The sequence below is a fragment of the Mucilaginibacter sp. genome (assembly GCF_039935595.1).
In the GTDB taxonomy this organism is placed as follows: domain Bacteria; phylum Bacteroidota; class Bacteroidia; order Sphingobacteriales; family Sphingobacteriaceae; genus Mucilaginibacter.
On the sequence record NZ_JBDTJZ010000124.1, the window covers coordinates 1 to 11,288 of the forward strand.

The 11,288-nt window shown below is 41.4% G+C and carries 9 protein-coding genes and 1 pseudogene; 3 read left to right on the forward strand and 7 right to left on the reverse strand.

Translation table 11 applies throughout. The features are described 5' to 3' along the window. The 3 genes and pseudogenes from ABI367_RS08390 to ABI367_RS08400 all read right to left on the reverse strand — a co-directional run. Window positions 1-295 (reverse strand): annotated as a pseudogene (locus ABI367_RS08390) (M23 family peptidase); the annotation flags it as partial. 79 nt (window positions 296-374) lie between these two features. Continuing rightward, complete coding sequence (locus ABI367_RS08395; protein ID WP_462226948.1) at window positions 375-989, reverse strand: fumarylacetoacetate hydrolase family protein; 615 nt, start codon at window positions 987-989, stop codon at window positions 375-377. Window positions 990-1,085: 96 nt separating this feature from the next. Next, window positions 1,086-1,580 carry a T9SS type A sorting domain-containing protein gene (locus tag ABI367_RS08400; protein ID WP_462226950.1) on the reverse strand — a complete coding sequence of 165 codons (495 nt, stop codon included), beginning with the start codon at window positions 1,578-1,580 and terminating at the stop codon, window positions 1,086-1,088. 176 nt (window positions 1,581-1,756) lie between these two features. Here ABI367_RS08400 and ABI367_RS08405 point away from each other — a divergent pair, with 176 nt between their 5' ends. Together ABI367_RS08405 and ABI367_RS08410 are read left to right on the forward strand one after the other, a co-directional pair. Beyond that, window positions 1,757-3,724: a KUP/HAK/KT family potassium transporter gene (locus tag ABI367_RS08405; protein WP_462226951.1), complete on the forward strand. Its 1,968-nt coding sequence runs from the start codon at window positions 1,757-1,759 to the stop codon at window positions 3,722-3,724. A 102-nt stretch (window positions 3,725-3,826) separates the two neighbouring features. Next, a complete protein-coding gene (locus tag ABI367_RS08410; protein WP_462226953.1) occupies window positions 3,827-4,600 on the forward strand; it encodes a phosphatase PAP2 family protein in 774 nt (257 codons plus the stop codon). A gap of 37 nt (window positions 4,601-4,637) precedes the next feature. On the opposite strand, the gene ABI367_RS08415 is transcribed toward ABI367_RS08410, so the two are convergent. Further along, the gene (locus ABI367_RS08415; RefSeq protein ID WP_462226955.1) at window positions 4,638-6,242 is read right to left on the reverse strand and encodes a DUF3943 domain-containing protein; all 1,605 of its coding nucleotides are present in this window, start codon (window positions 6,240-6,242) and stop codon (window positions 4,638-4,640) included. Window positions 6,243-6,303: 61 nt separating this feature from the next. Continuing rightward, window positions 6,304-8,001: an amino acid permease gene (locus ABI367_RS08420; protein WP_462226957.1), complete on the reverse strand. Its 1,698-nt coding sequence runs from the start codon at window positions 7,999-8,001 to the stop codon at window positions 6,304-6,306. Between the two features lie 69 nt (window positions 8,002-8,070). Between ABI367_RS08420 and ABI367_RS08425 the strand changes: the two genes are divergently transcribed. Then, window positions 8,071-8,727, forward strand: a complete 657-nt coding sequence (locus ABI367_RS08425; RefSeq protein WP_462226958.1) for a phosphatase PAP2 family protein — start codon at window positions 8,071-8,073, stop codon at window positions 8,725-8,727. A gap of 168 nt (window positions 8,728-8,895) precedes the next feature. On the opposite strand, the gene ABI367_RS08430 is transcribed toward ABI367_RS08425, so the two are convergent. Next, the gene (locus tag ABI367_RS08430) at window positions 8,896-10,596 is read right to left on the reverse strand and encodes a M3 family oligoendopeptidase (RefSeq protein WP_462226960.1); all 1,701 of its coding nucleotides are present in this window, start codon (window positions 10,594-10,596) and stop codon (window positions 8,896-8,898) included. 119 nt (window positions 10,597-10,715) lie between these two features. After that, a partial coding sequence (locus ABI367_RS08435; protein WP_462226962.1) for a UbiA family prenyltransferase occupies window positions 10,716-11,288 on the reverse strand: 573 nt, incomplete at its 5' end.

Genomic DNA, 11,288 nt, shown 5'->3' on the forward strand with positions numbered 1-11,288 from the left:
TAGGGTGGTCAAGGTAAACTATATTACCGCCGCCGCCTACCTGTACATGTACTCTTGATACAAAACCATCGGCAGCGGCGTGTACCGGGTAGCCTTTGCGCTGGTTGGTCCTGAAATCGAGTCCGGCGTGAAAATGACCGGGCCTTAACTCGCCAAATGAGCCTGCTGTGCTGGGAGGAAGGTCAAGCGGGTATCTGAAATAATTTTGGGGGTATTGCCGTGTTTGTATGGGTGTTTGGGCATCTACAGGCAGGTAAAAAAATAAAAGTAGTAATGCAGAATATATATATTTCATTGAAAGTATAAACAGGGGCCACGCTAAACTTGTTTTAGCAGGGCATCCGTAAAATTTTGTAAACGTAAAATGCTTATTGTTATTTAATGTAAAAATCCAGCAGTTTTTCGCCTTCCAGGTAACCTTCCAGCCTATCGCCAACATTAACTTTACTTACACCCGCAGGTGTGCCGGTATAAATCAGGTCGCCTTTTTTTAGGGTGATATATTTAGATACAAAGGCTATAATAAATTCAAATGTAAAAATCAGGTCCTTCGTGTTGCCGGTTTGGCGATTTTGCCCGTTAACATCCAGTGTAAAATTAAGGTTGTACAAATCATCAAATTGCGATTTGGGCAAAAACTTACTGATAGGAGCCGAGCCGTCAAAACCTTTGGCCAGTTCCCAGGGTAGTCCTTTTTCTTTATGGCGCTGCTGTATATCGCGTGCGGTAAAGTCAACGCCCAGCGCAACCTCGTCAAAATAATTGCCTGCAAATTTTTCGCTGATATGCTTACCTTCCTTGCAAACTTTTAATACAACCTCTATTTCATGATGAATATCTTCCGAAAAATCAGGATGATAAAAAGGCTTATTATCTTTTAACAAAGCCGTATCAGGTTTCATAAAAATTACCGGGTTGGTAGTGGGCACAGGGTTGTTCAGCTCTTTGGCATGTTCGGCATAGTTGCGGCCAACGGCAATTATTTTCATAAGTATGAATTATTGAATTATCGAATTAGTGATTGCTCGTTGCCAAATTAAGCGAATAAACATGAGTTTTCAATCACTAATTCATTCAATCACTAATTATAATATTGATATTCTTTTTATTACAGATTCGGTGCCGGCAACAACACGTATAAAATAGAAGCCCTTGTTAAATTTGTTATTAATAGCATAAGGGAAACTATGTGGACCGGGTTCAACGCCAGAATAGGTTACAGCAAACACCTCGTTGCCTAAAATGTCCGTCATTTTAATACTAACGCTTGAATTGCGGGTTATAGCGTATTTTAAATTTATCTGGTCAGTAACCGGGTTAGGAGATACTTCAACACCATACAGCAACTTATCTTCGGACCTTGGTGGTGTAATATTAAGCTTAACGCTTGATATGGTACCCGCCTTTATTGGCGGCAAGCTAAAAGGCAAGCTATTTTTCTTTTTTGATTTTTTACTTAGCCAAAAATAATTGGTATCGGCTTTTGCAATAGGTGTATTAATGGTAAAGGCAAAATTCATCCATATCGCCGCGGCAATTATAAAGTTGAATGAATACGAATAAGTAAATTTTTGCCTCATAGTTTATGGGATATGCAAAAGTATAAATAAACTACGCATCAATTTCAATAGTTTGCATTTTGTAAAAAGTTTTAACAAAATTTAACAAATAGAAATTGACGTCATGTTTTAGACGAAAATGGATTATATAGGTTTAAACCAATATTTTTGATACTTTTGTCTTTTTAATCATTACTGTGTCAAATCATAAAGATCTGCAAAAACTGTCGGCCGCTGGGTTACTGATCAGTTTGGGAATAATCTACGGAGATATTGGTACCTCCCCCCTTTACGTTTTTAAAGCAATAGTTGGCGAACAACGCATATCAGACATCCTTATACTGGGTGGTGTGTCGTGTGTTTTCTGGACGCTTACCCTGCAAACCACGTTAAAATATGTGGTTATTACTTTACGGGCAGATAACAAGGGCGAAGGGGGAATTTTCTCCCTTTTTTCGTTAGTGCGCCGTAAGGCTAAGTGGCTGGTTGTACCTGCGGTTGTTGGTGGCTGCGCGCTGCTGGCCGATGGTATTATTACGCCGCCTATAACCATATCAGCAGCTATTGAGGGTTTGGTGCCATCGTTCCCGCATTTGCATACTGTTCCTGTAGTAATAGCCATTATAGTCGGGCTTTTTGTTATACAGCAATTTGGCACATCAATGGTGGGTAAAGCCTTTGGGCCAATTATGTTTATTTGGTTTACCATGATGGGCGTATTGGGTATAAGCTTTATTATACAGGAGCCAAGTATTATTAAGGCGTTAAACCCCTATTATGCTGTACAACTTTTAACCAGCAATAATTACCATGCCTTCATTATATTGGGTGCCGTATTTTTATGTACCACCGGGGCTGAGGCGCTATACTCTGATCTTGGCCATTGTGGCCGGTCTAATATCCAGATAAGCTGGATCTACGTTAAAACTTGTTTGATTTTAAACTACCTGGGTCAGGCGGTGTGGCTTTTACAGCGTAACGGCCATATTGTTGATCTTAATCTGGAAAATCCCTTCTATAAAATAATGCCGCAGTGGTTTTTAATTTTTGGTATAGGTATAGCTACCGTGGCGGCAATTATTGCCAGTCAGGCTTTAATTTCAGGGTCGTTTACCCTTATTGCCGAGGCTGTGCGGCTTAACTTATGGCCAAAGGTTAAAATACATTATCCAACCGAGCAAAAGGGCCAGTTATATGTATCAAGCGTTAACTGGTTGTTATGCGCAGGCTGTACAGGTGTAGTGTTATTATTTAAACATTCTGACGCTATGGAAGCGGCCTACGGTTTAAGTATTACCGTAGCCATGTTAATGACAACCATACTGGTATCTAAATTCCTGAAAAAGAAAAAAGTACCCAACTATATAGTAGGTATATTTTTAACCATGTACTTGCTTATTGAAGGTCTGTTTTTGGCAGGTAACTTAAATAAATTTGTTGATGGCGGCTGGTTTACCCTTAGCATAGGCTTTTTATTATTCTCTATTATGTGGACATGGCATATTGCCCGCCGTATAAGAAACCGCTATGTTAAGTTTATTGAGATTGATGATTACTTTAAGATCATAACCGAATTAAGCGAAGATGAAACCGTGCCTAAGTATGCCTCGCAGCTGGTGTATTTAACCAGTGCTAATTTTGATTCGGAAATTGAATCGAAAATTATTTATTCCATCCTGCAAAAGCAACCTAAACGGGCCGATGTTTATTGGCTGGTACACGTTGATGTGGTTGACGAGCCTTATAAAAAGGAGTACGAAGTAAACTTTTTAGTGCCTAACAAACTGATAAGAATTGATTTTAAATTGGGTTTTAGGGTGGAGCAGCAAATAAACTTATTGTTTAGAAAAGTGGTTGAAGATTTGGTTAAAAACGGCGAGGTTGATATTACCAGTACCTATAAATCATTAAACAAACATAAAATTGTCGGCGATTTTAGGTTTGTGGTGATAGAGAAGGTACTCTCAAGATCGCATAACCTGTCGTTATATGAAAAATTTATAATGGCATACTATACTTATCTCAAAAAGGTAAGTTTATCAGAAGAGCGTGGATTTGGTCTGGACCTAAGCTTTGTTACAGTTGAAAAGGTACCGCTAATGTTGGCTATACCAGAAGCTGTAGAGCTTACACGGACCAATTATCATAATACCACTATCGCATAAAAAAGCGTCCCGATATATCGGGACGCTTTTTTATGGCATTTTTATTGCACACGTAATCACTTCAGAATTAAAACAGATTATCACTATAGGTTTGAAACTACTATGATCAGGAAAATATTATTTGCATTATTATGTTTTGCCTCGTTAAATGCTAACGCCCAACTGGCAGATTCATTAAAAAAAGACCTGCTAACCGCCCCCGATACCGTAAAGCGCCTGCATAGTAAAACCTGGACGCTAATTCCACCTGCGGCCTTTATAACTTACGGCGCGTTATCATTTGCTATAAAACCGGTGCGGAACGTTGATTATTTTATACATGGCGAAACCAATAAAACCGGGCCAAATTTTCATACCAAGGCCGAAAGTTATTTTCAATTTGCACCTGTAGCGTTGGTATATGGTTTAAACCTGGTGGGCATTAGCGGTAAAAATACATTTATTGACCGTACGGCAATACTTGCCTTATCTGGTGGTATTGTAGGTACTACCTTATTTATAAGTAAACATAGTACACATCGATTGCGCCCTAATGGCGACGATTATTATTCTTTTCCATCGGGGCATACGGCTACCGCCTTTGCAGTTGCCGAATTTATGGCACAGGAATATTCTGCTAAGTCGCCATGGTATGGTGTAATAGGGTACTCATTTGCTATTACTACCGGTGTTTTTAGAATGTATAACCGCGACCATTGGTTTAGCGATGTTGTTGCAGGGGCCGGCGTTGGTATACTTTCAACCAAAGCAGCTTATTTGATATATCCTGTTATCCGGAATATACTAACACATACTGATAAACAAGGGAAAAAAACTGTGGTTATGCCTGTTTACCAGGATGGTGTTGCCGGGTTGCATTTTGCTATGCAGTTGTAATTTATTTAATTAACTGAAGATATTGTAAAGGGTGCTATTAATTATAGCGCCCTTTTCGTTGCGGGTCTTCCAAAAACCATGACAGGAATATCTTTTGCTCGGTTCTTACCGAATAAATTGCAGGCAGGGTTTTTAAATACCGGTCATCAAAATAAATAAAGTGCTCAAAACCAAGACTAACATTACTGAATAATCGTACAGTAACACGTGGCTTCAAAATACTTATATAATTGGTGCCCGCTTCTCCAACAGTAGTGTGTAATAAAAAATAATAATACACAAAAGAGGCGCTTGCAGCTTTTCCTAAATTAAGTGTAGTTTCAAATTTGCCTTCTAATCCGTTGTTATAAGTATAATCTCTAATCTGTGAGGTATCGGGACCAAAACGCGTGCTGTTTCCGGCCAAGGGCACTAATGCCAGGTGCGCGTTAGTATATAAATGAATATTTTCGCTTAAGGTATTTTTAAGGAACACCCCGCCACCAAAACCAATCGCCCCTAACTCAAAGGTTTTATTATCCCAGTAATCATCATATTGGAACACACCATACAACATTGAAAATTTGTCGTGCGTAATATTTTTGCCTACCAAAATACCATACCCGGTAAGGTTATCCAATATCTTGCGTCCCGAACCAAAACTAAACTCCGTGCGCAGTTTGAAAAAATCAAAAGGTTTACGTGATCGATCCTCGAATGGGTTACCATAATCAAGCTGTATGTTAAACAAAGCTTCGGTAGGGCCCTTGCCAAAAACGGTTTTATTATCCTCGTTTATTTTATGCATACCCGCAAACAAGGTTATATTAAATGGTTCTTTTTGATAAACCTCTGTATTTGTTTTGCGGAACGACTTGCCCTGTAAAAGTCTATTAAGCCCGCGTACAGGGTCTATTAACCCGGCGGCTATTTCCCTGAAAACTCTTTCGCTGCCTGTTGTCCGGTCGTCCAGAATATTGGAACTGATGCGATAAAATATCTCACCTAAAAATGCGCCGTTAATTGGGGTGTTTATTACATCGTTGTAAGAAGGACGGGTGGTTTCGCCAAAGTATTCCCACATTAAACTTCCTGCTACCGCATACGGGACTGACTGGAAATATCCATATCCCTGCGACCGGGCCGCATTAAAGTACATGGAACCGGTATAAGGGTGACCAATGAAATTTATACCGAACCGGTCAGAATCCCACTCCCAACCATTGCGCAAATTATCCCCCCAGCTTGTTGGGCCTACTTTCGAAAAATCCGCCTTCAATACAAATCTGTCCAATGACTGGGTAAAGACGTTAACGCCTACTACCTCCACCAGCGGTTTCCAAAGAGGGTAGCGTTTATTAAACTTCTTATCATCATTTAGCAGGTCGCCATATTTATTTCTAACGGTTGTATCAATTTTTATAGGCAAACTTTTTTTAGGTTCACCATTGGTAGAATCTTTAAGTAGTTGGGTTTTGACTTCTTTTATCTCTTTTAACTGTTCTTTACGCGGACCATTGCCCGGTTTAATGGTGTCAATCGGTGCAGTGTTTTGAGCAAACAAGCCTTGAGAAAATAACAGTAAAAGCAGTAGCGCGGGTATTTTTATTTTATTAACAGAATAAGGAGTGGCTGTTGCGGGAAAGGCGTATAAATTTATCATAGTTATAGATTAGATATAGGCTATAACTACTGACGGGCCTAAGTGTTTTACACGAAAGGTATTAAGCGGTTTGCTTGCCCAATAAACTATGTTTGTTACTATACGTGAAGTAAATAACCAACCCTATAACCAGCCATATTAAAAACCGCATCCAGTTGGTATACCCAAGCTGCGTCATTAAATAAAAACAGCTTAGCAGGCCCAATACCGGTATTAACGACAGGTTTTTGATAAAGGCCAACACCGTTAATATGGCCGATAGGATGATGAATAAAAATAGCGGGAAATTCTCGTGTGCGTTTGTTGCTGAAAAGAGATCAAGAATAGGCTGCCAAAAAAATATAATACCTGTAACGAACAATACAGGTACTATCCATTTTGAATTTACATAAGGTATTTGGAAACGGCCCTTTTTTGATGCTTCGCGGGGTAATAGTAATACGCCGCCGCATACCAGTACAAAAGCGAAAAGGGTGCCTATGCTGGTCAGGTCGGTAACTTCGGTAAGGTTCATGAACAATGCGGGTATGGCTACTACAAAGCCTGTAACAATGGTTGAAAACGATGGTGTATTATACTTAGGATGTATGCGCGAGAAAGCTTTGGGTAATAAACCATCGCGGCTCATGCTCATCCAAATACGAGGTTGGCCTAATTGGAATATTAAAAGCACACTCGCGGTAGCAATAACCGCGCTGATGGATATGACATAGCTGATGTTGTTTAACCCTACCCGTTTAAATACAAATGCCAGTGGGTCGCCTACCTGTAGTTCCTTATAGCTCACCATGCCGGTAAGCACCAGCGCAATTAAAATATAAAGTACCGTGCAAATAATTAACGAGTATATCATTCCGCGCGGTAGGTCGCGCTGCGGATTCTTACATTCCTCGGCCGTGGTTGATATGGCATCAAACCCTATATAGGCAAAAAACACACCTGATACGCCTTTCATTACCCCGCTAAAACCATTGGGTAAAAACGGGTGCCAGTTGGCCGGCGTTACATAAAAAAAGCCGATGACTATTACCGCCAGCACAATACCAATTTTAAGGTAAACCATAGCATTGGTGGCCTTTTTAGTTTCGCGTATGCCAATGTAAACAAGGTAGGTTATTAGTATTACAATAACCAGCGCGGGTATATTGGCAATTAATTTAATATTGTTAAAGCCGGGCGCGGTGGTCCAGGCTAATGCTTCGGCACGCATCCGGTCGGTAATATCAGCAAGGTGACCGCTTGCTGTTAGGGCCTGTAAATGCTCATGCCCGCGAAAGGCCGAAAAATAATCCATGGTTAAATACGCAGGCATGTGGATGTTAAATCCTTCCAGCAGGTTTACAAAATATTCGCTCCAGGATATGGCTACGGCAATATTACCTATGGCATATTCCATTAAAAGGTCCCAGCCAATTATCCAGGCTACCAGTTCGCCAAAGGAGGCATAGGCGTAGGTATAAGCGCTACCCGATACCGGTATACGCGAGGCAAACTCAGCATAACATAATGCTGAAAACCCACAGGTAATAGCTGTAATAACAAATAATAAGGAAACACCCGGCCCGCCATGAAATGACGCCTCGCCAATGGTAGAGAATATGCCTGCGCCTACTACGGCAGCAATACCCATCAGGGTTAGGTCCCTAACGTTTAGTTCTTTTTTTAGGTGACCCGCGTGTGCTTCGCCGTCGCTGTAACCGCTGGCTACATCAGCCAATATTTTGTCAATAGATTTTTTACGGAATATACTACCAGCCATCAGTTAATTAAGCTAAAACCAAACATAACCATTTTTTTGCAGTGAATAAGTATATGCTTACTTTGCACCATGAATTTAAGTATAAAAGATATTTTATACCGGATAAGGGTTTTTTTTATCCCATATTTAATACTGCTGTGCGTCTGCCTTATCATTAAGTTGCTGTATAGCCGGGAAGATATATACTTCGCCGTTAACGGCTTACATAGCGCCAGTGCTGATTTTATTGCCCCTTACGTTACCGATTTTGGCGAGGGATTGACTATTGTGATTTTATCACTTATCATCGGCCTATATAATTACCAAAAGGCATTTTTATTATTTACCAGTTGGGGTGTTACCGCTATACTGGCCCAAATTATAAAGCACTTTATTAATGCCCCGCGCCCTAAACTATATTTTGCCGGACAGCTTAAGCGAATTCATTTTGTTAAAGGGGTTGAAATATTTAGCTACAACAGTTTCCCTTCAGGTCATACGGTTACGGCATTTTCGGCGGCGGTGGTGCTTACCTATTTGGTTAAAAATAAAAGCTGGGGACTAGTTTTTTTAATAGCCGCTATACTGGTTGGCTACTCGCGCATGTATTTAAGTGAACATTTTTTTGAAGATGTAGTTGGCGGCTCGGTATTAGGGGTGATAGTAACTGTGTTTTGGATATACTTTTTAGAAAGCAAACAGTTTTTGCAAGGTGATAAATGGAAAAAAGGTTTGTTAAATAGATAACAAACAGGTGTTCCCTTTAGCGAGAAAAGAACAGGATGAACACCCCGAACACCCCATCGGCCTTGTGCGATTCCCTCCCGGAGGGAGGGTGTAGGGAGGGGTTTAACAAAGCGGCTAACCCACCCTGACTTTACGCTCAACGCTTGCACGCCCCCCAGGGAGGGGATCTTACAACTTCTCTATCTCCGCCTTCACAAACTCCGCCAACTCCTTTACATACCCGGCACTGAAATCAAACTTGATGCCCGCGGTTTCGTAGATCTCTTTAATGGTTTTGGTATAGCCAAGCTTTAATGCGGCCAGGTATTGTTCCAGTGCCTTTTCAGGATTTTCTTTATAGTTTTTCCAAACGGCAATAGCACCTAATTGGGCCATACCATATTCAATGTAGTAAAATGGTATCTCGAAAATATGCAATTGTTTTTGCCATAGGTTGGCTTCCGCTTCTTCAATGCCGGTCCAGTCGGCAAAGCCTGCGCCGAAAGGTTCATATATCTGTACCCAGGCTTCGGTACGTTCGGCAGCGGTATGGGTGGGGTTGGTGTATATCCAATGTTGAAACTGGTCAACCACGGCAACCCAGGGCAGGGTTTTTAAAACATCAACCAACTGGTCGCGTTTGGCGCGTTTCAAATCCTCTTCATTATCAAAAAACACGTTCCAGTTATCCATAGATATTAACTCCATCGACATAGAAGCCAACTCCGCAACCTCCGACGGGCAGTGCTTAAAATCATTCAGCCCCAAATCGGCAGTTAAAAAAGTATGTACCGCGTGACCGCCCTCGTGTACCATGGTAGTCAGGTCACGAAAAGTATTAGCCGAGTTCATGAAAATAAACGGCGCGCCGGTTTCTGATAACGGGTAATTATAACCACCCGGTGCCTTGCCTTTACGGCTCTCCACATCAAACAGGTTATTATCCTTCATGATCTCCAAACGCTCGCCCAAATAGCGGTTAATGTTGCTAAAGCATTGGATAGATTTCTCTATCAATTCTTCTCCGCTGCTAAAAGGTTTTAATGCTGGTTTGCCTGAGGTATTTACATCCATATCCCAGGGGCGTAACACGTCAAGTCCCAAAGCTTCTTTACGTTGTTCTGCATGTTCGCGCAGAATGGGCACTATCTCGGTTTCAATAGCTTCATGAAAAGCATAACAATCCTGCGGGGTATAATCAAAACGACCCAGCGCCTGGAACATATAATCGCGGTAATTTTCAAAGCCCGCGTTCAAGGCTACCTGGTGGCGCAAGGCGCGCAGGTGGTCAAACAGGTCATTCAACTTATCTTTTTCCTGCAGACGGCGGGCGGTTATCTTCTCCCAAACTTCCTGCCTTTTGGCTCGATCGGTGCCTTTTAAAAATACCGATGCCTGCTCTAAAGTATATTCTTTATCGTCGATATGGACAGATAATGACCCGCTTATTTGTTGATATTTTTGCTGCTCCACCTGTATCTCGGTTTGCAGTGGTATGTTTTCTTCTCTGAATAACTCTAACGCTTTTTTTACACCGCGCAGGTACACAAAAAATTTATCATGGTCCAATTGGTCCAGGTAAGCGCTGGCTACCAGTTTTTTGTTGAGTTCGTTACTATAAGGCGCAATTTTCGGCTCAATTTCGGTAGCGAAGTATTGAAAGTTTTGTAAAAGCTGCTCGTTATTGGTATCGCAGGTCATGCGGATGTATCGCCAGGCAAAATCCTCTTCTAAAGCGGCTTCCAGTTCGCTGCGGTCACGTAGCCAGGCCTCCAGCTCTTCGGCCGAATTCATAAAACGCGCCAATAATTCTTTATAGATCGGTTCCAGCGTTTCCCATTTAATTTCAAGGTCGGCAGGGATATATGTTCTTGTTTTTTTGTGGATCATGATTGATGTGTGTGTATGCAAATATGCAGAATTAGTCCGCAAGTCGGAAAGACCGGAAGACCGAAAGTTAAAGTTTGTATAAGATATTACATAAGTCAGATATCTTCCGGACTTTCCGACTAAACTAATCGGTCCAACAAAAACAAAACCGCAAACACCACGCTGGCAATGCCGTTAGTGGTCATAAAGGCAAAGTTTACGCGACTTAGGTCGTTAGGTTTAACCAACAGGTGCTGGTAGATGAGCATACTGCAAAAGAAAACTATACCGATATAATACAACACCCCCGGGTGAATAAAAAACACCGGCATCACAATAAACGCTGCGGACAGCACATGCAAAAAAGTAGATAACCTTAACGCGTTTACCTTACCCAAATAAGCGGGGATGGAGTGCAGGTTTTCGTTGCGGTCAAAGTCTTCATCCTGCATGGCGTAAATGATATCAAAACCGCTCACCCAAAACAATACCGCGAAAGAGAAAAACAGGGGAGTTAAATCAAAATGCCCCGTAACCACCAAATAAGCACCAATAGGGGCAAGGGATAATCCCAATCCTAAAACCAAATGGCAAAGCGCCGTAAAACGCTTGGTAGCGCTATAACCCAACACCACCAATAAAGCCACCGGTGATAAATAAAAACACAAGAGGTTAATGAACCAGGTTACGCCAACAAACAACAAGCAGTTGAT